Source organism: Bacteroides cellulosilyticus (assembly GCF_020091405.1).
Taxonomy (GTDB): Bacteria; Bacteroidota; Bacteroidia; order Bacteroidales; family Bacteroidaceae; genus Bacteroides.
Genome location: NZ_CP081903.1, coordinates 6404664 through 6425336, shown reverse-complemented (window position 1 = coordinate 6425336; position 20673 = coordinate 6404664). Strand labels below are relative to the sequence as shown.

17 protein-coding genes and 1 pseudogene are annotated in these 20673 nt (G+C 42.6%); 10 read left to right on the top strand and 8 right to left on the bottom strand.

Going from position 1 to position 20673, the window contains the following annotated elements; translation table 11 throughout:
* Positions 1–100: 100 nt before the first annotated feature.
* The 3 genes from K6V21_RS24685 to K6V21_RS24675 all read left to right on the top strand — a co-directional run bounded on the left by K6V21_RS24685 (position 101) and on the right by K6V21_RS24675 (position 2954).
* Positions 101–2026 (top strand): trypsin-like serine peptidase, encoded by a 1926-nt coding sequence (locus K6V21_RS24685; protein ID WP_224320217.1) that lies wholly within the window; start codon positions 101–103, stop codon positions 2024–2026.
* Between the two features lie 138 nt (positions 2027–2164).
* A complete protein-coding gene (locus K6V21_RS24680; RefSeq protein ID WP_224320216.1) occupies positions 2165–2389 on the top strand; it encodes a T9SS type A sorting domain-containing protein in 225 nt (74 codons plus the stop codon).
* Between the two features lie 133 nt (positions 2390–2522).
* Positions 2523–2954 (top strand): hypothetical protein, encoded by a 432-nt coding sequence (locus K6V21_RS24675; RefSeq protein WP_224320215.1) that lies wholly within the window; start codon positions 2523–2525, stop codon positions 2952–2954.
* Positions 2955–3028: 74 nt separating this feature from the next.
* On the opposite strand, the pseudogene K6V21_RS24670 reads toward K6V21_RS24675, so the two are convergent.
* Positions 3029–3211 (bottom strand): annotated as a pseudogene (locus tag K6V21_RS24670) (hypothetical protein); the annotation flags it as partial.
* A 648-nt stretch (positions 3212–3859) separates the two neighbouring features.
* Between K6V21_RS24670 and K6V21_RS24665 the strand changes: the two are divergent.
* Both K6V21_RS24665 and K6V21_RS24660 read left to right on the top strand, forming a co-directional pair.
* A complete protein-coding gene (locus K6V21_RS24665) occupies positions 3860–6688 on the top strand; it encodes an alpha-amylase family glycosyl hydrolase (protein ID WP_224320214.1) in 2829 nt (942 codons plus the stop codon).
* Positions 6689–6723: 35 nt separating this feature from the next.
* Positions 6724–9081: an amylo-alpha-1,6-glucosidase gene (locus K6V21_RS24660; RefSeq protein ID WP_224320213.1), complete on the top strand. Its 2358-nt coding sequence runs from the start codon at positions 6724–6726 to the stop codon at positions 9079–9081.
* Positions 9082–9083: 2 nt separating this feature from the next.
* On the opposite strand, the gene K6V21_RS24655 is transcribed toward K6V21_RS24660, so the two are convergent.
* Positions 9084–10067, bottom strand: coding sequence for a GNAT family N-acetyltransferase (locus K6V21_RS24655; RefSeq protein WP_224320212.1), 984 nt, complete (start codon positions 10065–10067; stop codon positions 9084–9086).
* 148 nt (positions 10068–10215) lie between these two features.
* Here K6V21_RS24655 and K6V21_RS24650 point away from each other — a divergent pair, with 148 nt between their 5' ends.
* The 5 genes from K6V21_RS24650 (at position 10216) to K6V21_RS24630 (ending at position 13143) form a co-directional block, all read left to right on the top strand.
* The gene (locus K6V21_RS24650) at positions 10216–10752 is read left to right on the top strand and encodes a nitroreductase family protein (protein WP_007214762.1); all 537 of its coding nucleotides are present in this window, start codon (positions 10216–10218) and stop codon (positions 10750–10752) included.
* A 2-nt stretch (positions 10753–10754) separates the two neighbouring features.
* Positions 10755–11090 (top strand): hypothetical protein, encoded by a 336-nt coding sequence (locus K6V21_RS24645; RefSeq protein WP_044263311.1) that lies wholly within the window; start codon positions 10755–10757, stop codon positions 11088–11090.
* Positions 11087–11881 (top strand): Rossmann-like and DUF2520 domain-containing protein, encoded by a 795-nt coding sequence (locus tag K6V21_RS24640; RefSeq protein ID WP_007214760.1) that lies wholly within the window; start codon positions 11087–11089, stop codon positions 11879–11881. Before K6V21_RS24645 ends, K6V21_RS24640 begins: the two co-directional genes overlap by 4 nt.
* A gap of 106 nt (positions 11882–11987) precedes the next feature.
* On the top strand, positions 11988–12515 hold the full coding sequence (locus K6V21_RS24635; RefSeq protein WP_224320211.1) for a KdsC family phosphatase: 528 nt from the start codon (positions 11988–11990) through the stop codon (positions 12513–12515).
* Between the two features lie 46 nt (positions 12516–12561).
* Positions 12562–13143: a Maf-like protein gene (locus K6V21_RS24630; RefSeq protein ID WP_217714447.1), complete on the top strand. Its 582-nt coding sequence runs from the start codon at positions 12562–12564 to the stop codon at positions 13141–13143.
* A gap of 6 nt (positions 13144–13149) precedes the next feature.
* Here the strand turns inward: K6V21_RS24630 and K6V21_RS24625 are convergent, their stop codons facing one another.
* From K6V21_RS24625 to K6V21_RS24600, 6 genes are all read right to left on the bottom strand, one after another.
* A complete protein-coding gene (locus tag K6V21_RS24625) occupies positions 13150–15339 on the bottom strand; it encodes a tetratricopeptide repeat protein (protein ID WP_224320210.1) in 2190 nt (729 codons plus the stop codon).
* Between the two features lie 67 nt (positions 15340–15406).
* Complete coding sequence (locus K6V21_RS24620) at positions 15407–16321, bottom strand: glutaminase (RefSeq protein WP_224320209.1); 915 nt, start codon at positions 16319–16321, stop codon at positions 15407–15409.
* Positions 16322–16339: 18 nt separating this feature from the next.
* Complete coding sequence (locus tag K6V21_RS24615) at positions 16340–17362, bottom strand: porin (RefSeq protein ID WP_224320208.1); 1023 nt, start codon at positions 17360–17362, stop codon at positions 16340–16342.
* A gap of 85 nt (positions 17363–17447) precedes the next feature.
* Entirely contained in the window at positions 17448–18707 is a 1260-nt protein-coding gene (locus tag K6V21_RS24610) for a phosphoglycerate kinase (RefSeq protein WP_217714481.1), read from the bottom strand.
* Between the two features lie 87 nt (positions 18708–18794).
* A complete protein-coding gene (nth, locus tag K6V21_RS24605) occupies positions 18795–19469 on the bottom strand; it encodes an endonuclease III (protein WP_007214751.1) in 675 nt (224 codons plus the stop codon).
* Entirely contained in the window at positions 19466–20662 is a 1197-nt protein-coding gene (locus K6V21_RS24600) for an MFS transporter (protein ID WP_224320207.1), read from the bottom strand. Before K6V21_RS24600 ends, nth begins: the two co-directional genes overlap by 4 nt.
* Positions 20663–20673 lie beyond the last annotated feature (11 nt).

The window sequence follows — 20673 nt, the reverse complement described above, 5'->3', positions numbered from 1 at the left end:
TGTTCCTTAATATTTTATGTAGTGCTTGTTTGTCCATACTCTTTTGTTGTTTATATCCTATTTGTGTATTATTTTTGTTAATGAACAAAAATATAATACTATGAAAACAAAAGCTTTATTGAAGAGTTTTGCATTTTGTCTTATTGCAATTTGCTCAGTCTGTGCTAATGCTCAAATCAGCACCAATGAATTACCTCCGAGTTTTTCATCCTCTTTATTCTCTACTCGTTCGAGTGATGTGATTAATTTGCCTGTTCCAGATGTAGCTGAAGCGTTACATGAAGACAGCTTGTTTGCGGATGCTAATATTCCTTATCGTGTTGGTTTACCTCTTGCTGTAAGTTACAATCTTCAGAATTCTGGCCATTGGCAAGTCTTGGGAGATAGTGTGCGGGTTTGGCGTCTACAACTACATGCAGCAGGGGCAAAGGCAATGACTGTCAGCTATGATAAATTTTGGATACCGGAAGGTGCTAAATTTTTTATTTATAACGCAGATAAAACATTCTGTATAGGAGCCTTTACGCATTCTAATAATAAAGGAACACGAGAAAAACCAGAGGATTTTGCAACAGGATTTGTTGCAGGTGATAATATTGTATTGGAGTATTATGAGCCTATAGGCAACTCTATGGGAGTTATATCTTTACAACATGTAGTTTATATTTATAAAAATATTCTTGCTGCTCAATCTAATATAATGCCTCGTATATCGCTACCAGAGCCTGGAGAATCAATGTCTTGCAACATTAATATAAATTGTCCTGATGGAGGTGATTACCAAAGGGATAAGCGCTCGGTTGTTTGTATTTATGGTGCAAATGGATACGCTTGTACAGGTACATTAATAAATAATATGGCTCAAGAAGATTATGTTTTAACAGCTGATCATTGTTTTGATGGTACAAGTTATGATGCTGAAGGAAAAAGTCAAGTAAATCAGCTCATTTTTTATTGGAATAATGAAAGTCCAACTTGTGCTAATGCAATGAATGTAAATCCACCTAGTACTGCGGCTGCAGCTATTGTTGCGAACAATCCAGACTTGGATTTTGCATTGTTAAAATTGACAGAACCAATAGTAAATTTAGTAGGTTATATTCCTTATTATATTGGATGGTCAAGAGATACAATTCCAGCTACTAGAGGAACATGTATTCATCATCCTAAAGGAGATATAAAAAAAATATCGATAGACTATGAGCCCATACGTAGTTATCAGTTTAGGTATAGTTGGGATAATGGTACTTTTTCAGCACCTAATACTCTTTGGGTAGCTGACTTTAATAAGGGTATGATTGAAAATGGTTCTTCTGGCTCTCCTTTGATTAATCAAAACCATAAATTAATCGGAAAATTGAGAGGAGGAGCTAATGCTATTTGTGGAGGTCCGGTTATTAAATACTACGATCGTTTCGATAAATCTTGGAATTGTGGAAGTGTTGCAACGAGAAGATTAAAAGATTGGTTAGATCCTGATAATTTGGGAATAATAGAGATGGAAGCAAGGAATCTGGATCTGGATATTGTGGGTGATAATGTTGTATGTGACTCTGCGATTTACTATGTAGACAAATTACCTGTAGATGCTTTGGTTACGTGGGAATGTATTGCTATACAGTCATATGGTCCTGTATTACAAGTAGACAAGCCTACGATGAATAAATGTCAAATATGGAATCGTGATTATTTGCCGGCTAAAGTCGATTTGAAGGCTCATATATCGTTTAATGATACAATTAGAACAATTACTAGGCGAATTTATATTTCAGATAAAACTCATATTGTTAAAGGGACCTATCAACAGGAAGCATGCGATTTTTATGGAGTAAGTCATCCTGAACTAAGCGGTTCATTGAAACCTGAGGCAGCGACATTTGTTCATCAAGGTTGTATGGTACATGTTTATTTAAATGGTGAATATGGTAGGAGTGTCAGATTTGATAATAGCTTTGGAGTTCCAGAACCTCTTTATTGGTCTTATAATGGAAGTCGTTTGGATTTTCAATTACCTTATGGGTCTTGAGGTATACCATTTACATTTAAGATAGGTGGAGATGGATACTGTAGAACAAAGAATTTACTTTTTTTCTCTTATTCTCGTAATGCAAACGCGCCAATATATACTTATTCATTAAAAGTGTTGTCATCTTTATCAAGTAATGTGAAACAAATAGTTTTAATTCCTGTTGAAACGTCAACAAAGAATTCCACTCAATGGGAAATGGAAGTGTATAACACTTTTTATGGTACAAAAGTTTGTGATGTAAAAAAAATAATGGATTCTAATTATCAATTAAATACTTCAGGCTGGACACCGGGAGTCTATATTATTCGTGTAGTAGTAGGGGATGAGGTCTTGACTGATAAAATAACAGTAGGAAAGTAGACTTAAAAATATAATAGATGCATTCTATAGGCAGGAAAGTAAGTGTGAAAATAGTATTTTCTTGCTTATAGAATGCAGTATTTCAGTTTTTAGGTATTTACTATATAAGTAGAAACCTAAAAATATATTACTTATGAAAAACTTATTATTTTTTGCCTCTTTATGTTTGGCTATTTTGTGTACAGGGTGTAGTAGTGATAAAAATAATGATAGAACAGAGGATTGTTCTGATGTAATTTGCGATATGGCGTTTTTGAGTATTCCAATTACAATAAAATATGAAGATGGTACACCTGTTGTATTGGATAATTATGAAGTTATAGAAGTTGCTACAGGAAAAGTGCGGGATGTTCCTAATTGGGGAGAAGAATTTCATACATATACCATTGCTTCAGATCTTGATAGAGAAGAATTTGCAGGAAAAGAGATTGAGTTGCAGCTTGTTGGTAAAATAGGAGAAAAAATAGTAGTTACTGAAAACTATGTTGTTTCAGCAAACTGTTGCCATATTTATTTAGTAAAGGGCGATAAGGAGGTTGTAGTAAAGGATAAGGAGCTTAAGTAGGTTTAAGGGCGGTCATAGCCCTTCCTTAAAATCCTAACATTGCAGCTGGAGGAATAGTACCCGGCAAAGTAATCTAGTTCAGCAACCGTAGGCTTTTCTATTGGGCAATGTTCCTTTTCGTAAGCAATCACTATATCAGACATAACGGTGAGTTCCACTGCATTCTTATCGTTTGCAGGAGTATTATCATCAACCAATGGTAAAAGCACCTCCACTCTTGCTAATCGGGATAAACTACCTTGTCGAAGTCCGGAAATACCAGACCGACCTCTTTTGCCAACAAACTGATTTGGTGGGCACGTTCCGTTTGCTCTGCCATATACCACGATAAAAGTAGGCTTTTCACTGTTCAATGTCTTAATCAGACGTTGCTGTTCCTCTATTCTATCAACAAATTCCATAGCTGCAAATATTATGTGATACAAAAATAATGTTTCTACTCCATAATAACAAAACTATTGCTTGATTTCTCTTTTCCGTTCTCTTTCAAGGCGACCACATCAAAATGAAAATTCATAACGTCCTATAATGAGTTGACTGCAACTTGTTATTTGCATTAATAATTTTTTAATCGTATTAAAAATTAAAAGCTGCATAGCTCATAGGTCGTAACAACTTGCAAGTTTGCAAGTTTTGCAGAGCTCTGCTTTTTTTCTTACTTGGGAAAAAATATTTCTCCAACTGGAAAAAAATATTTCTCTAATAAAACCGATGAAATCCACCAAATCCCATAAGCTGATTTCCGGTCCGTTATATCTTTGCCGACAGAAACCAGCTGATCAGGAATGTATGCTTTGATTCATGCAACCGTTTGCACTACTTCTTTCCCTGCTTCTGTTTCAAGTACTTGATAATCCGGGATAACTGGTGTACTTTTGAGCCATTAACCAATAAATTGATACCGAATGAGAAGACTTTACTCCTTATTTATTTGTTTGCTGGCAGTGGTTGCCATGCAAGCGCAAATAGTAACCACTACTCCGGCTTTCCCGACGGAGAATGATGAAGTCACCATTATTTTTGATGCAACGAAAGGTACGGCTGGGCTGAAAGGTTTTACCGGTGATGTGTATGCACATACAGGGGTGACAATTGGGGGCACAGCTTGGCAATATGCTCCGACATGGGGAGATAACTCAGCGAAATATAAAATGACTTCACTGGGAAATGATAAATGGCAATTAAAGCTAACTCCCAGTATTCGTGAATATTATAGCGTTAAGAGTGGTGAAACTGTAACGCAGTTAGCTTTTGTGTTTCGTAGTGCCGATAAATCGAAAGAAGGAAAAGAAACAGGTGGCAAAGATATATTTGTAGATGTACATGCCGCTGGCTTAACCGTTCGCTTTGACAAACCTGCTGAAAAAGAAAATATACTTATCGGTACGCCCTTTACAATTGAAGCTTCTGCCTCTGCGGCTTCCGATTTGAAACTTTATGTAAATGCGGACGAAATAGCTACAGCAACTAATACTACTACTATTTCCCAATCTTATACATTCTCAACTGCCGGAAGCTATACTTTGAAAATAGAGGCTACTGCTAATGGTAAAACAGAATCCGCTACACAAGGTGTGACAGTACTGAATGGAACAAGTACTTCGGAAACGATGCCTAAGGGAGTACGTCCCGGTATTAACTATGTCAGTGATACGGAAGTAACTTTGGTGTTGCAGGCTCCGGGTAAAAAGTATGTATATGTGGTAGGTGACTTTAATGATTGGATGCCTAAAGCAGACTATCAACTGAAACAAGACGGTGAATATTTCTGGATAACTCTTTCAGGATTGACTAAAGGAGAAGAATATGCTTTCCAATATTTGGTAGATGGTTCTATTTATGTGGCAGACCCATATACAGATAAAGTTTTGGACCCTTGGAATGACCAGTATATTGAGAGTACGACATATCCGAATTTGAAAGCCTATCCGACCGGAAAAGCAGAAGGTATTGTTTCCGTCCTGCAAACAGGACAGGCTGCTTATAACTGGAAAGTGAAGAACTTTGAGCGCCCTGCTTCTGAAAAGTTGGTTATTTACGAAATGCTGATTCGTGACTTTACCGAGGAACATACCTTCAATGCTGCGAAAGAAAAACTGGAGTACTTGAAGAATCTGGGAGTAAATGCAATCGAACTGATGCCTGTTAATGAGTTTGAAGGAAACACGAGTTGGGGGTATAATCCTTCATTCTATTTTGCCGTAGATAAGTATTACGGTACAAAAAATGATTTAAGAGCTTTTGTAGATGAATGTCACGGTCAAGGGATGGCTGTTATTATCGACCTTGTGCTGAATCATAGCTTTGGCCAGTCTCCTTTCTATCTTTTGTATAAAGATGCGGATGGAAGGCCCTCTGCTGATAATCCGTGGTATAATCAAGAATCAAATATTAAGAATCCAAGTCTTTCATGGGGATATGATTTCAATCATGATAGTGAATATACCCGAGCTTTGGTGGATAGTGTAGCCGGCTTCTGGATGTCGGAATACAAAATTGACGGTTTCCGTTATGACTTTACGAAAGGGTTCTCTAATACTTCTTATGGAGAGAATGATTGGGCAAATGGACCGGATAATGCACGTATTGCCAATCTGAAACGTATGTCGGCTGCCGTACAGGAACGGCAACCGGGTGCTTATGTTATTTTTGAACATTTGGCAGCTACCAGTGAAGAAAAGCAGTTAGGAGATGCAGGCATCTTGCTATGGCGTAATAAAAATGAAGCATATTGTGAAACTGCTATGGGATGGAGTGGCTCAAAAACCGATTTTTCTGGTTTGTTTGCAGGGACATCCGGTATGCCTGCTGGTAGCTTAGTAGGATATATGGAAAGTCATGATGAAGAACGTACAGGGTTTAAAGCCTGGAAATGGGGAAATTCCGGAGTAATAGCATCAACTACGAGTACAAATACCGGAATGAGCCCTGCAACAGGAAGTAATATTAATCTCTCTACCCGCACCAAACGTTTAGCCACTAATGCGGCCTTCTTCCTTACCGTACCCGGACCGAAGATGATCTGGCAATTTGGTGAGTTAGGATATGATTTCTCAATAAACAACAATAGTGACGGCTCTAAATATGATGATCAGGGCGGTTATCGTACGGATCCTAAACCGATACGTTGGGATTACTTTGAAGATGCTGATCGAAAGAAATTGTATGAGACGTATGCTGCTCTTTTAGATTTACGTCATTCCTATCCTGAACTGTTTGCTTCAAGTACTACATTTAGCTGGAAAGTAGGTACTGCTAACTGGGACAATGGACGTACTTTGTCGGCTACTTCCATTGACGGCAAGTCTCTTGTAGTTGTTGGCAACTTTGCGCTGGCAGATAAGAACTTTTCTGTAACTTTCCAGGAAACAGGTACATGGTATGAGTTACTGAAAGACAATGAGCCTTTGAGTGTATCAAGCACTACGCAAACTATTGCTGTTCCTGCCCATGAATTCCGTCTCTTTACTAACTTTAAACCAACTCTGACAGGTATTGAGACCACTGCTCCTGATGCCGAAAAACCTTTAATATATTACAATAGAGGTATAGATACTTTAGTGCTGCCTGCCGGAGAAGCTAAACGCATAGAAGTATATTCTGTGAATGGAATGCTGGTGATGACACAGGAAAAATGTACTTCTGTCGGTTTGTCTGCTTTGCCCGTTGGTTATTATATGGCACGGGTTTATATGGAAGATGGCAGAGTGCAGGTTTGCAAAATAATGAAATAGATTAGGTACGATAAAATAGGTTAGTTGCTGTAAATATGATCAACAACAAAGTGAATTTATGCTTTTCGAAGAAAGCTGCGGGTATATTACTCGCAGCTACTTCTTTCTTAGTGATGGCTTGTAGTGAAAATGTAAAAGAGTTGTCTCCGTTAAGTACGCACGAATTAGGCATTGCCATACCTGGCGGCCAGTCGCGTGAATATTCTTATACAGACAAAAACGGAGGTTTCTATTATGGAATGACCTCTACGGATGATTGGGGAGATTGGTATGCAGGCTGGAATATTTATGCCAAACGTATCTTTGCAGATTACCGCTTGTATGTGGATGGAGAAAGATTGCTTCGGGAAAATGCCCGCATATCGGTATATCCTGACAAATTAGTTCGCCGATATGAAAGGGCTGTGGAAACATTCTGTCTGGTGGATGAACCGAAGCTGTTGTATGTTCGTATGGATAGTGTACAAGGGAAGCAGATCTCATTCATGCTGATGGGGGAAAATGTGGTGGATGCACGGAAGGATGGAAATTCTGTACTCTATACAACGAAAGAGTCACCGGAAAATGTAATACGTATAGCACCCGTAGCGGAGGCAGGAATTGAATTTGCAGATAATCTGATAACTGTTCCGGTTGCTGCTGGTGGTTTCCTGATTGCTTTTGGTACGGAAGAAGATAGCCGGCAAGCAATAGACGGTTTTCGTAAAGAAGGAGAGAAGTGGTTGGCTGCACGTAGTCAGCGTATTCAATCCTTACTGGACCATAATCCTTTAAAGACTAATCTGGATTCTTTGGATCATGCCCTTGCCTGGATTATGCTTACCAATGATCAGTTGATCACTCATCAGCACGGTGGTTATGGTATGTATGCCGGTTTACCCTGGTTCACGGACTTCTGGGGGCGGGATATGTTTATTTCTATGCCGGGTGCAGTGCTTTGTACAGGGCAGTTTGATACGGCACGTGATATTCTTGCGTCATTTGCACGTTATCAGGATACCATTTCCACATCTCCTACTTACGGACGTGTACCTAATCGTTTGAATCTGGAAGGTATTCTTTATAATACCACTGACGGAACCCCTCGTTTCGTTATGCAGGTGCATGATTATCTGAAATATACGGGTGACACCGCCTTCGTGAAAGAAATTTATCCTTCAGTGAAGATTGCTACGGATGCTTCTCTTCGCTTGTATACGGACGAAAAAGGGTATCTCACCCATGCGGACGCAGATACCTGGATGGATGCCAAACGTCAAAGCAAGTATCCCTGTTCACCACGTGGCAATCGTGCTGTGGATGTGCAGGCATTGTGGTATACCCAATTGATGAATGCCTCGGATCTTGCCCGCTACATGAACCGTGAAGAAGATGCCCAGCGTTGGAATCTTGCCGCGGAGCGTCTCCGCTCAAATTTTGAACAGGATTTTGTAGACACAGCCGCCCAGTCAATCTATGATCATCTGAATACAGATGGAAGTGGGGATGCGCAATTCCGCCCCAATGCTATCTATGCGTTGGATCTGGTTTCTGATCCTGACTTGAAGATGCATGAGACAAAAGAAGTTTGGGAACGTCTGGTATATCCGTGGGGAGTGTCTTCACTCGATCAGTCTGACGAACAGTTCCATCCTTATCATGAGCAATGGTATCGTTATCATAAAGATGATGCTTATCATAATGGCACGATATGGCTTTGGAATAATGGTATGGCCATGCAGCGGATGATAGAAAACGGACAAGCTGACATCGCGTATACTTTGTTCAGGAACATGAACCGCCAGGCACTTGCGGAAGGTGCTGTCGGTAGTTTATCAGAGAATGCGGATGCATGGCCACGTGCCGGACAGACATGGGTACGTCGAAGTGGAACTTTCCTGCAGGCGTGGAGTAATAGCGAGCATATTCGCGTGTGGAACCAATACTTCCTGGGAATCCGTCCTGATATGCTCAATCATTCCATAACCATTGATCCGCAGCTTCCTTCTGAATTGAAGCTAGTGGATAGTCGGGTAAATATAGGAGATGGTACATTACGTATGATTATTGCTAAAAACGATGCTAGCGGAACTTACCGCTATGAATGGACCGGTACACCCGTAACTCTCAAACTGGATATCGATTCTTATCAGACATTGGATGTTCCGGTTTCAACAGATCACTCGGTAAGTATCAGGACAGAGGGAGCACGTATGACAGTGGATGTCTCTGATGCCTCTGGTAAGAAGACAGCCAATTACGTAGCAGAACTGGATGCACTCAAGCAGGAACAGAAGAAACAACAAGATGATTATTTCATGAATACTCATTTTGCAAAGCCTTCTTACAGAGAAAATATGAAGAGTATGTCCCGTTACTTTGATCCGCCGTTGACGTATCAGAGTGTGGAATAATTCTATTCGTAAATCTTATTCAGCAATTTGTTCAGCCACTCCCAGCGGAAAAGAAACCAGCGACGGGTACTGCTTTGTTTACCGCCGAAGCGTAAGACAAATTCGCGGTAACCATGCTTGCGGAAGGGGAGACCGACATCCATAAATTCAAGGTGACGGTATCCCCGCTGCTTGGCATCGAACAGAGCATACCATACGGCAAGTATACCCGGGTATTGAAGGGCATACGTCTTGCGCATACCACCAGAGAACCAAAGGTAAGCACTGTCTTCGGAATAGATGCAGGCACTGCCGCCTATTATTTTATCTTTGTAAGTGACAATGAATATTTTGCTTTGTTCCCCTTTCATCATTTCTTCTTCCATGCGTAGGAAGAACACTCTGCTGGGGAAATGACGGCGTATTTTAGAAGAATAGACATGGTGCAGCATCTGGGAGAATGCATGCACTTCCTCCGGAGTATGAGCTTCCTTTACTTCTGCACCATTTTTTAATCCTTTTTTGACTTGCCGGATGCGCGAGGGACTGAAGCGGCTTTCTACATGCTCAATGCTATGTAATGAATTACGTACCCGTAGCCAGTTTATGGCGAAGTAATGGTTTTTGCGGAAAGATTTATAACCGAACAGGGAGTTTTCCAGGTTACGGAATTCAATAAGGAATGCCTCCCGTAACGCTTCAGCCGTTAACCGTTGCAACATCTCACCAAAGACAAACTCCTTGTCAACAGTTTCATCAAAATACTCTCCTGTGCCATAAACCTCACATCGCTTGATAATGGCGGGCGGGAACAGACGGACACTCTTTCGTACTGCTGCCAATAGCTTGGCGACAGGCTTTTCGGCTTCTGATGCAACAATGAGAAGGGGCGTATAACCCGGGGTTGCTTCGTAGATATGAAACAACTCGATGGAGTGAAATGTATTATTGCCCGGCAGTTCCGGGATGTCACTCCCGTGGTAATATGTCGTCAGTTTCAAAGGCATTGACTGCAAATTTAGAAAATAATCTTGTATCTTTGCATTCTTAAACGATAATTTAGCTACGGGCTACAAGCTACGAGTAGCTGCGCTATTATACCGAATGGCACTCGTAGCCCGTAGCTTGTAGCTCGTAACTAATAAAATATGATATATGGAAAATTTCAGTGAATTGCTAAAAGTTCGCCGCAGTATGCGGAAATTTACGGATGAAGAGTTGACGCAGGAAGAGGTGGTTACCCTGATGAAAGCTGCGCTGATGTCACCCACTTCCAAGCGGACAAATGCATGGCAGTTTATTATGGTGGACGATAAGGAGTTGCTTGAAAAACTATCACATTGCAAGGCGCAAGCGTCGCAATTTATTGCTGATGCACCGTTGGCAATTGTAGTAACGGCTGATCCGTTAGTGAGTGATGTGTGGATTGAAGATGCTTCCATTGCTTCGATTATTATACAATTACAGGCAGAAGATATGGGCTTAGGCAGTTGCTGGGTGCAGGTGCGCGAACGTTTCACCGCTTCCGGTATGCCGTCCGATGAATATGTACGCGAAGTGCTCGATATTCCCTTACAACTGCAAGTGCTCAGTGTCGTTGCTATCGGACACAAAGGCATGGAACGTAAGCCTTTCAGTGAAGAACATCTGCAATGGGAAAAAGTTCATATCAATAAATACGGAGGAAAGTAACGGTGGGTGCAGCAAAAGCAAACAATAACCGCGATACTTACAGGGCCACAGCGGTTACGTTGATTGTTTTCGGTATACTTTATCTGGTGGACAAATTGATACATTTCTCAAGTATTGGTCTGCCGTGGGTGATGAATAAGGATAATTTTCTGCTTTATACGGCGGTGATATTTCTCATCTTCAAGCGTGATAAATCAGTGGGGCTGGTGTTGATTGGGCTGTGGCTGATACTGAATTTCGGATTGATAACGGCATTGCTCGGCACGATGTCTGCCTATCTGTTACCTGTGGCTTTGCTGGTTCTCGGAATTATTCTATATTGGCTGGCTACAAGATGAAAAGGAGTGTACAAGATACGCCGGTAGTCTTTATCGGTGCCGGAAACCTCGCAACGAATCTGGCCAAGGCTTTATATCAAAATGGTTTTCGTATAGTACAGGTCTACAGCCGTACAAAAGAGGCTGCATGTGCCTTGGCTCAAGCGATAGAGGCGGAATATACGACTGAACTTTCGGAAGTATCCAGAGATGCCCGGCTCTATATTGTCTCTTTGAAGGATGCTGCTTTCGTGGAACTATTACCCGAGATTGTTGCCGGGAAGGAAGATGCTTTGCTGGTACATACAGCCGGAAGCATTCCGATGAGCATTTGGGAAGGAAAAACTTCGCGTTACGGTGTGTTTTATCCTATGCAGACTTTCAGCAAACAGCGCGAGGTGGATTTCCGTACGATTCCTTTCTTCATAGAGAGTAATTCATCCGAAGATACGGAATTGTTGAAGGCAATTGCTTCTGTCCTTTCGGAAAAGGTGTATGAAGCTACCTCTGAGCAGCGTAGAAGCCTGCATCTGGCAGCTGTGTTCACTTGTAATTTTACGAATCACATGTATGCTCTGGCGGCTGAATTATTGAAGAAATATAATCTTCCATTCGATGCGATGTTACCCTTGATTGATGAAACAGCCCGTAAAGTGCATGAACTGGAACCGAAGCAGGCTCAGACAGGTCCGGCTGTACGTTATGATGAAAATGTAATCAATAAGCATCTGGAGATGCTTGCTGATGAACCGGAGATGCAGGAATTGTATCAGCTTGTGAGCGAGAATATACATCGTTTGCATAACAAGTAATGTTTCGATGCATAACAAGCAATGTTTTGGTACATAACAAGCATAGTTTTATCCTAAAACAAGCATTGTTCTTTTTGAAAGATAACCTAATTAAAAACCGAATATAGTGAGTACTATCAATTACGATCTGAAAAAGATAAAAGCACTTGTATTTGATGTTGATGGCGTTTTGAGTGCTAACGTCATACCGATGAGTCCGGATGGAGAACCGATGCGTACCGTGAACATTAAAGATGGCTACGCTTTGCACCTTGCCTGTAAACAGGGTTTGTTACTGGGAATCATTACCGGTGGACGCTCCGAAGCTGTTCGCAAACGCTTTATGGCCTTGGGAATTCCTTCTGAGGATATTTACATGGCTTCTTCCGTAAAAATCCATGATTATCATGATTTTCGTGACCGTCATGGCTTGAAGGACGAAGAGATTCTTTATGTAGGTGATGACATTCCGGATATTGAAGTAATGCGTGAGTGCGGATTACCTTGTTGTCCTAAAGACGCATCAGCAGAAGTGAAGACCGTCTCCCGCTACATTTCCTATGCCAATGGTGGCTATGGCTGTGGTCGGGACGTTGTAGAACAAGTATTGAAAGTTCAGGGACTTTGGATGGATGATAAAGCCTTTGGCTGGTAATCTCCTCTTAATACTTAATACTTAAAAATTAATACTTTAAATCGTTATGTTGGACAATTTAGAAAAATATAAGGTGATTCTTGCCTCGGGATCTCCCCGCAGGAGAGAATTGATGGCAGGTTTGGGCGTGAATTATGAAGTGCGGATTCTTCCGGATGTGGATGAATCTTATCCGGATACTTTGCAGGGGGAGGAAATACCGCTCTACATTGCTAAGGAAAAAGCGGACGCCTACATACCTATGATGCAACCTGATGAACTGATAATTACGGCTGATACGATTGTATGGCTGGATGGCAAGGTTCTTGGCAAACCCCGGGATAGGGAAGATGCTTTGCAGATGTTGCGGACTATGTCGGGACGTACCCATGAGGTTTTCACCGGCGTATGCATAACCACTACCGATTGGCAGCGAAGTTTTACAGCACAGACTGAAGTACGTTTCGCTACATTGAGCGAAGATGAAATTATATATTACGTAGATAACTTCAAACCGATGGATAAGGCCGGAGCCTATGGAGTGCAGGAGTGGATCGGTTTTATTGGGGTGGAGAATATCTCGGGGAGTTACTATAATATCATGGGACTCCCTGTACAGAGGCTGTACAGGGAATTACTGAAAGTGTAGTTGTCTTTATTCAATCATATCCAGCATTAATGGAATTTCCTCGGCTGCGATGCCTTGTTTGAGCAGACTGTTCCGGTCTCTGTCGAATATTTCCAGGAATGCGTCCTTGCTACCACTTTCTGCCATGGCCTTGCCATATAGTCCGGCAGCTTTTTCTATATTTCCCAATACCCATGCCACGTGTCCGGCATTGAGATAATCTGTTGCAAGCGGCTTGGCTGCGAGAAGTTTGTCATAATACTTCATTGCCTGTTCATGCTTGCCACTGACAAATGAGCACCAGCCGATACCGCGCCATGCTTTCATGCAGTTGTTTTCCAGAAAGTCCAGTTTGAAGAAGTATTGTAGTGCATCTTCGTATCTTTTCTGTTCTGCCAGGCAACTTGCGGTATAGAATAACACATTGTGGTTCTCAGGTTGGATTGTTTCCACGCGGTGGTAGTACTCCAGAGCGGCATCGAAATTCTTCATCTGGCGGTAGCAGGTAGCCAGATGCCGGAGCGTCCACAAATGATCAGGTTTCAGCATATCGGCTTTCAGATAAGCATCTATAGCTTCTTTATAGCATTTCACCTTTTGCAGGCAGAAACCTATTTTCTGGTAAATATCCGCATTGGCCTGTTTCCGGTCTATCAGTATCTGGTAGAGCTCCAATGCTTCGGCAGGGTGCTCTTTGCGGAAGTGGAAATCGGCAACAGCCACCAATAGTTCGGGAGCGCTCAACAACTCTTTCAGCACAGGATTACGGTGCAAAGCAATCTCTTCCTGGAAGATGTTGTGGAACTCATACCTGCGCTGGCTGAGTTTGAAGAAACGATATAAATCGTGAATATACTGGTTGCTGATAACGTCAGGCCGTTCTGCGTATTGCTTCAGACTGGCGCTATTCTTCTCTTCCATAAAATCACTTTGATCCTGGGGCGTCATTTGGCTCAACATCATATCCCGCTGTCCTTGCGGAAGTTGGGCAATGGTGAAGCAGAATGAATACTTATCACTGTTGCAGAAGAATCCGGATTGCAGAATGATAGAGAGTACAGAACTTTCACTCGTCTGGTTCAAGCCGACCTGGTGGATGATGCTGGAGTGCATCCGGTCGAAAGGATAGAACCAGTTGTGTGGTTCGCGGAAGAAAGGATAGCCTTTCAGTTGTGCGAATGTACTCATATAGACATCAGCGCCTTCCAACTGTAAATCGTTCATTTCTCGTATTTTGTCTCCCAGTCCTGATTGCTCGAAAGCCTGTTCCCAGTCCGGATTACGGTCGTTTTCATCAGTTTCTTCAAAACCGAATTTCATGTTGCGCATGATATTCACGTTCCTCATCATTTCGGGAATGATTTCTTCCCGCATCTTCTTGTCTATTTTTTCGGTTTCCTGGCTGCGAAGCAGTTGGATGTAAACACGGTTCACCTGTTTACTGAAGTCCGGATCTTCTCTGAAAAGAGAAATGCGTGCTTCCAGTTCCGGGTAGAGTGTAATGCGTGTGGGGTAGAGATGCAGGGTGATGACAAGTCCTACCAAAGCCCTTTGGTTGATTTGCGGATGGGTATGGCGGAGTCCGTCGAGCAGCCAATTGATCTTGCGTTCGTCGAAACACTCCATTAAACTAAGTGTGACAGCACTGACAAACAGACATAAATCATTGATTGGTAATGTTTCCGAGCGGAGCATATCTTCTGCCTGGGCAAATTCTTCCAAAGTCCAGTTATTGTTGCTCCAGGTGGTAAGAAACATAACCTGGTGTGTTTCTTCATGTCGCTTTAAGATAGCGTCCAAGCCCTGATAGTTTGCCAACTGTGATACAGCCATCTCGTCCGAGAATCCTTCCAGTATCCTCTGTTGGACAGAGAGGTCATAAGCCTTTGGCAACTGGTTCGGATTCCTGCGCAAAGAATGATAGTAGTGGGTGGATATCTCGTCCAGCAATAGGATGCGCGTCTGATCGGCAATTTCCCAGGTATCGGCTAATAGTTGGCGATACAGTTTATGCCGTTCCGGATCTTTCATTCCCAGCTTCATGTATTGCAGCATATACTGATAGGAAGTCTGGATTTGTTCCAGGCGGTTACGCAGGGTCCAGTCATTACTATTATATAAGAAAGCATCCAGCTGAACGAGAGCTTCTTTCAGCCGTTTATCTTCCAGTAAACTGGCTATCTGATAATATTGTTTTTGGATGGATTGTTCATTCATATTCAGTCCTTTCTTTAATACTTTATTAGTATAAGGCACAAAAATGATGCCAAAATAGTTCGGGTTCTTAGAAAATACTGACAGCAGTTTTGGTTGTCAGTAATTCCAGAGCTTTCATGCCCATTACGGAGTTGCCTTTGGAATTGAGTCGCGGACTCCATACAGCTACTGCATACTTGCGTGGGCATACAGCAGCGATACCACCACCGACACCACTTTTCCCGGGTAATCCTACCAGATAAGAAAACTCTCCGGCTTCATCATAGAAACCGCATGTTTGCATAATGGCATTGATACGCTTCACCTGCGAAGTCGTCAGTTCGGTTCCATCAAAGCTGAACGATCTTGTGTGATCGGCAAAGGGGAGGAAGGCGTGTGCCAGTTCCCGGCAATTCATGCTTATGGAACATTGACGGAAGTAGAAGCGAAGTACCCGCTCGATATCGTTTTCTATATTGCCGTGATATTTCAGCATATTGGTGATGGCGGCATTCAGATATCCATACTCCCGTTCGGAAGTAGCCATGCTTTCATTATATTGAATCATGTCATTGCCGCAGAGTTTCCGCACAAACGAGAGATATTCCCTTTCCGGATATTCAAGTACTGAGAGCAAGACGTCTGCCATTACCAATGCCCCTGCATTGATGAGTGGATTGCGGGGGATTCCTTTCTCCATTTCCAGCTGAAAGATGGAGTTGAATGCATTGCCGGACGGTTCTACGCCTATGCGTTTCCAAAGTTCGTTACCTATCCGGCCAAAGCTCATGGCAAGAGAAAATACTTTCGAAATACTCTGCACGGCGAAACGTTCATCACTGTCTCCCTGGGCATATTCCTTGCCTTCGATGGTGCGCAGACAGATGCCATAACGATCAGGATTGACTTTCAGCAGTTCAGGGATATAACTTGCCGGTTTGCCTTCCTGTGCATACGGCTGTATTTCTTCGTATATTTCTTTCAGAATTCGGATGTAATCCATAGCATGTAAGGTTTTTGTTTAAAAGCGCACTTGCAACTGTGCCTGCAATAAATTACTGTTTTCTCCGATATGGCGGTTGCAGTACGTATATTGTGCCTGTACTCTGCACTTAGGATAAAACCAGTATTGCAGTCCCACTACGTAATTGGTTTGCTTGTCATCCAGCACTTTGCTTTTGTTAAGATAGTCATAAGATGCAATGACATCCACTTTGGGGAATACATGTGCAGATGCCGTTACGTAGTAGCCGTCGCTTTTCACGTGTCCGTCTTTTCCGGCCAGGTATTCTGTGCGTACATCAACCGGTTTGGTCTTGATCACTGCACCTGCCGACCAACGGTTACGGGTATAGTTTTCACCCACCTGTATATCCGGATTCAGAGTGGAAGTGGCTACTGCGCATCCCTTTCCTTTAACAAAAGAACCGCCTACGGACAGCCAGCCGAGCGGATGAACCATCAGACTGCCTACAATATCTTTCTGGTTGTTCTTATCTTTCAGATTGATACCTTGTCCGTTCATCAATGCAAGATTATAATTTACCAGTTTGCCGAACAGGTCTCCATAAATCAGGAGACCCATATCGCGTCCGCTGCTGGAACCATATAACGGATCGCTGCCGTTGATACCGGCCAGGTAATTGACAGACTGCGCGTAGCAATTGATCAACTCTACATAGCAGGGAGACATTGGGTTTTCAATGGTATACATCGTTTTGAATTGTCCGATGCGGGCAGTCAGTTGGGGGAGGAATTTGTATTCGGTGTATGCTTCAAGTATTTTTCCCGTATTGGCAAAGCTGTACATGAAATAACATAGCCAGCGGTCAGTGATTTTACCTTGTGCCATGAAGATAACCCGCTTGATGTCGAAGGTATTACTGCCGTCACCGGCATCATCATACGTATATCCCACCTGTGCATAACCGACAAGGCTGATACGGTCTTTAAGAGTGTTTACTACATCGTTTAAACAAGCATCTTGTGCCGTTGCTATCAGGACAGAGAATAGGAAAGCGAAGGATAACAGAATTCGTTTCATTATTTTTATAGATGTGAAGATATAAGATTAAAAAAGGCAACCCTTCTTTTCAAAGAGCTGCCTTTGGGTATGATAATGTCTGTTTTTATTCGTTGATAGCAGCGATACCCGGAAGAACTTTTCCTTCGATTGCTTCGAGCAATGCACCACCACCGGTTGAAACGTAAGAAACACCGCTTGCCAAACCGAACTTGTTGACGCAAGCTACAGAGTCACCACCACCTACGAGTGAGAAAGCACCGTTCTTGGTAGCCTCTACGATAGCTTCACCTACGGCACGTGAGCCATGAGTAAAGTTCTCGAATTCGAATACGCCAGTCGGACCGTTCCACAAGATAGTCTTGGAGTTTTTAATAACGTCTGTGAAGATTTTCTCTGTTTCAGGACCGATATCCAAACCTTCCCAACCATCAGGAATTTGGTCAACCGGACAGAACTTGGTGTTGGCGTCGTTAGAGAAAGCATCAGCAATCTTAGCGTCAACAGCTAATACCAGGTTTACACCTTTTTCTTTAGCTTTTGCTACCAGGTCAAGAGCCAGATCCAGTTTATCATCTTCGCAGATAGAAATACCGATCTTGCCACCCATAGCCTTAGTGAAAGTATAAGTCATGCCGCCAGCGATGATCAGGTTGTCAACCTTGCTCAGCAGGTTCTCAATGATTTCGATTTTAGAAGAAACCTTAGAACCACCCATAATAGCAGTGAACGGACGTTTGATGTCATTCAATACTTTATCAACAGCTTTCACTTCTTTTTCCATCAGGTAGCCGAACATCTTGCTGTCTTTGTCGAAATATTTAGCGATCAAAGCTGTAGAAGCGTGTGCGCGGTGAGCTGTACCGAAAGCGTCGTTTACGTAGCAATCAGCATAAGAAGCCAATTTCTTGGTGAATTCTTTCTGGCTTTCTTTTACGGCTTTCTTGGCGGCAGCTTTTTCTTCGTCTGTTGCATCTTCAGCCAAGCCACGGGGTTTGCCTTCCTCTTCAGCGTAGAAACGAAGGTTTTCAAGCAACAGCACTTCACCCGGTTGCAGAGCAGCAGCCTTTACAGCAGCTTCTTCGCCCATACAGTCGTTAGCGAATTGCACCTCAACACCCAACAAATCTGACAGATGTTTCAGGATATGTTTCAAAGAGAACTTGTCAGCCGGACCTTTCGGACGACCGAGGTGAGAACCAATAATTATACTGCCACCGTCAGCCAAAATTTTCTTCAGCGTAGGAAGAGCAGCACGCATACGGTTATCATCTGTAATGTTGAAGTTTTCGTCCAAGGGTACATTGAAGTCCACACGAACGAATGCCTTTTTACCGGCAAAGTTGAATTGATCAATTGTCATAATACTCTATTTTATTTAAAAGTGTTATTAATTCCTTTTTGTGAGTGCAAAGATAATGTATATTTCTTTCTTTTGCTATGAAACCGTCATTTATTCTTTATCTTTCGGCTTCTCTTTGCTAACTTTATACTTCTCGCAATAATATTTGCACATCAATTGCAAACCGCAGTTGTCACATTGCGGTGTACGTGCCTGGCAGACGTATCGTCCGTGCAAAATAAGCCAGTGATGAGCAATGGGAATGTCGGCTTCCGGGATGTTTTTCACCAGTTCTTTTTCTACGCTGAACGGGGTGGTGCATTGGTCCGAAACCAGTCCGAGGCGATGGCTTACACGGAACACATGGGTGTCTACTGCCATTGCCGCTTTGTTGAATACAACGGATTGGATGACGTTTGCCGTCTTACGTCCTACACCGGGAAGTTTTATGAGTTCTTCCAGTGTGCCGGGCACTTCGCTGTTGAAGTCTTTCACCAACATTTGCGCCATACCTACCAGATGTTTTGCCTTGTTATTGGGGTAAGACACGCTACGGATGTATTCATAGATCACTTCCGGAGTACTGGCAGCGAGAACTTCCGGGGTGGGGAAGTCGCGGTACAGTGGCGGAACAATCATATTCACCCGTTTGTCCGTACATTGGGCGGAGAGGATGACCGCTATCAGCAGCTGAAACGGAGTCTCATAGTGCAGTTCCGTTTCGGCTACGGGACGATTTTCCCGAAACCAGGCAAGGACTTTTTCATAACGTTCTTTCTTTCTCATCGCAATTTGTTTTTATGGTAATTGGGAGCCACTTTGCCATTGAAGTAGAGCATGGAAACAATGGTAAGGCAGGCTCCGAATAAATAAGCTTTATCAAAGGTGCTGACTTCTGCAATATATCCTCCTGTCAACATACCGATACCGATGCCCACATCCCAGGAGGTCAGGTAGGTGGAAGTGGCGGTACCACGTTGGCTGTTGGGGGCGAGGTTGACAAATAAGGTGTTGTAAGCGGGGAACATAATGCCGAACCCCACTCCCAGCAACAAGGCCACGAAAAAGAAAACAATTGTGCATGCCATGTTGTTCCAGCTGATAAGATATACACAGGCCGAAAGCAGGAAAAAACTGAACACCACGAGATACAGTCCGGCGGAAATAACCTGCGTTATCTTACCTCTGTCCACAATCTTTCCGGAGAATATACGTGAAATAGCCATTCCTATTGCCATGAAAGTGAAGAAGAAACCTGTGGTGGCATTAATCCCGATTTGTTTGGCATACATAGCCACATAGTTGGTCGTCATTCCATAAGGAATGGAAAGCAACAAGAGGCTGATACCTGCCGGAATACCTTTCAGTAATATGAATCGGTCGAGGGATATCGGTTCCCGTTTCACGGGTGGTTTATAAGGAGTCTTTACAAGAGAAGCGCAAACGAAACCCGCCATACAGGAACCCAGTGAACAGCAGAATATGGTAGTAAAACTCATTCCCGCATCATGCAGAAATAATCCTGACATCGGACCCACTGCCATTGCAATGTTGTTTGAAAGCCCATAGTATCCCAATCCTTCTCCGCGTCGTGAAGATGGCATGATGTCAATCACCACAGTGTTACCACCTACGGTTACCATTCCGAACGATACTCCCTGTATGATACGGAATATGATAAACAGTGTAAGCGAGCCTGCAATGATGTATCCGGCAAACATCGTCATAAAGATGAAGTAAGCTATCAAATATAAAGGTTTACGTGCAAAACTGTCCAAAAAATAACCGGAGAAGGGGCGGATACACAATGCAGCTACTGTGTAGCAGGAAAGAATGATACCGATTATGGAATTGCCGGCACTGAATACTTCGGACAGGTAAAAAGGTAGTACCGGTATCAGCAACCAGAATCCGAAATACAGCAGGAAGTTGGCTGCGAGAATAAAACAATAACTGGAAGTGACAAGCTTATCTTTCATTCTTATTAAAT